General features: G+C 60.7%; 1 protein-coding gene. It reads right to left on the reverse strand.

From position 1 onward, the window contains the following. Window positions 1–1,613, reverse strand: a 1,613-nt coding sequence (locus AC2ETI_RS32505; protein WP_483635040.1) for an amino acid adenylation domain-containing protein, incomplete at both ends; no start/stop codon positions are given.

Below are 1,613 nucleotides of genomic sequence, written 5' to 3' on the forward strand. Positions count from 1 at the left end.
GCCTGACCCAACCGAGACGTCACCTGCGTCGCAATCAGCGAATTACCACCGAGCGCGAAGAAATCATCATCCAAACCAACACGCTCAACGCCCAGAACATCCGCAAACGTCTGCGCCACAACCTCTTCCACCACCGACGTCGGAGCCCGGAACACCGCAACCTGCAACGACGGAACCGGCAACGCCCGACGATCCAACTTCCCGTTCACCGTCAACGGAATCGAATCCAACACCACAAACGCCGACGGCACCATGTACTCCGGCAACAACGAACCCACCGACACCCGAAGATCGTCGACCGAAACGCTCACACCCGCAGCCGGAACCACATACGCCACCAACCGCTGATCACCCGGAGAATCCTCACGAACAACCACCGCCGTCTGCGCCACCGACACATCCGCCAACACCGCAGACTCGATCTCACCGATCTCGATCCGGAACCCACGGATCTTCACCTGATCATCCGCGCGACCCAGATACTCCAGATCACCAGCGCTGTTCCACGACGCCACGTCACCCGTGCGGTACAACACCTCACCAGCAGCAAAAGGACTCGCCACAAACCGCGTCGACGTCAACCCCGCCCGACCCAGATAACCCCGAGCCAACTGCACACCAGAGACATACATCTCACCCGCAACACCAACAGGCACCGGAGCCAAACGCGTATCGAGCACAAACACCTGCAGACCCGAAATAGCCTGACCCACCACACTCGCCGACGCATCCGCCGCCAACGCAGCATCCAACACACGATGGCTCACATGCACCGTCGTCTCCGTGATGCCGTACATGTTCACCAACGTCGGCGCACTGTCACCGCGGCGGCCGTACCAGTCCGACAAGCGACGCAGCTCGAGCGCCTCGCCACCGAAAACAACCCACCGCAACAACAACTCAGCGGCCTGACCGGATTCCGACGCCAACCGATCAGCCTCGGCCAACTGATAGAACGCCGACGGCGTCTGATTGAGCACCGTCACCCGCTCAGCAGCAAGCAACTCCAAGAACTGCTCCGGCGACCGCGACGTCACATAGTCCACGACGACCAACGTGCCGCCGTAGAGCAACGGACCCCACAACTCCCACACCGAGAAGTCGAACGCATAACTGTGGAACATCGTCCACACATCCGACTCGTCGAACCCGTACACACTCTCGGTATTCGCAAACAACTTCGCCACCGTGATGTGCGGAACCTGCACACCCTTCGGGCGACCCGTCGAACCCGACGTGTAAATCACATACGCAACATTCGACGACCGCAACGGCGCAACACGATCCGCATCCGTCACCACCGAACCCTCGAACTCGGTCAGATCCACCGCGTCGATATCGACCACCGGCAAACCAGCGGGCAACACCAACTCACGCTCGGACCACGAAATCGCAGCCACCGGAGCAGCATCGGCCAACATGAACTCGACACGATCAGCCGGATACGACGGATCCACCGGCAAATACCCCGCACCGGACTTCACCACCGCCAACAACGCCACCACAAGATCAGCCGACCGCGGCAACGCCACCGCCACCAACGACTCCGGACCACAACCCTGAGCAATCAACCTGCGCGCCAACCGATTCGACCGAACCGACAACTCACCATA

It is taken from the genome of Rhodococcus sp. MurmanLake-1 (assembly GCF_056945715.1).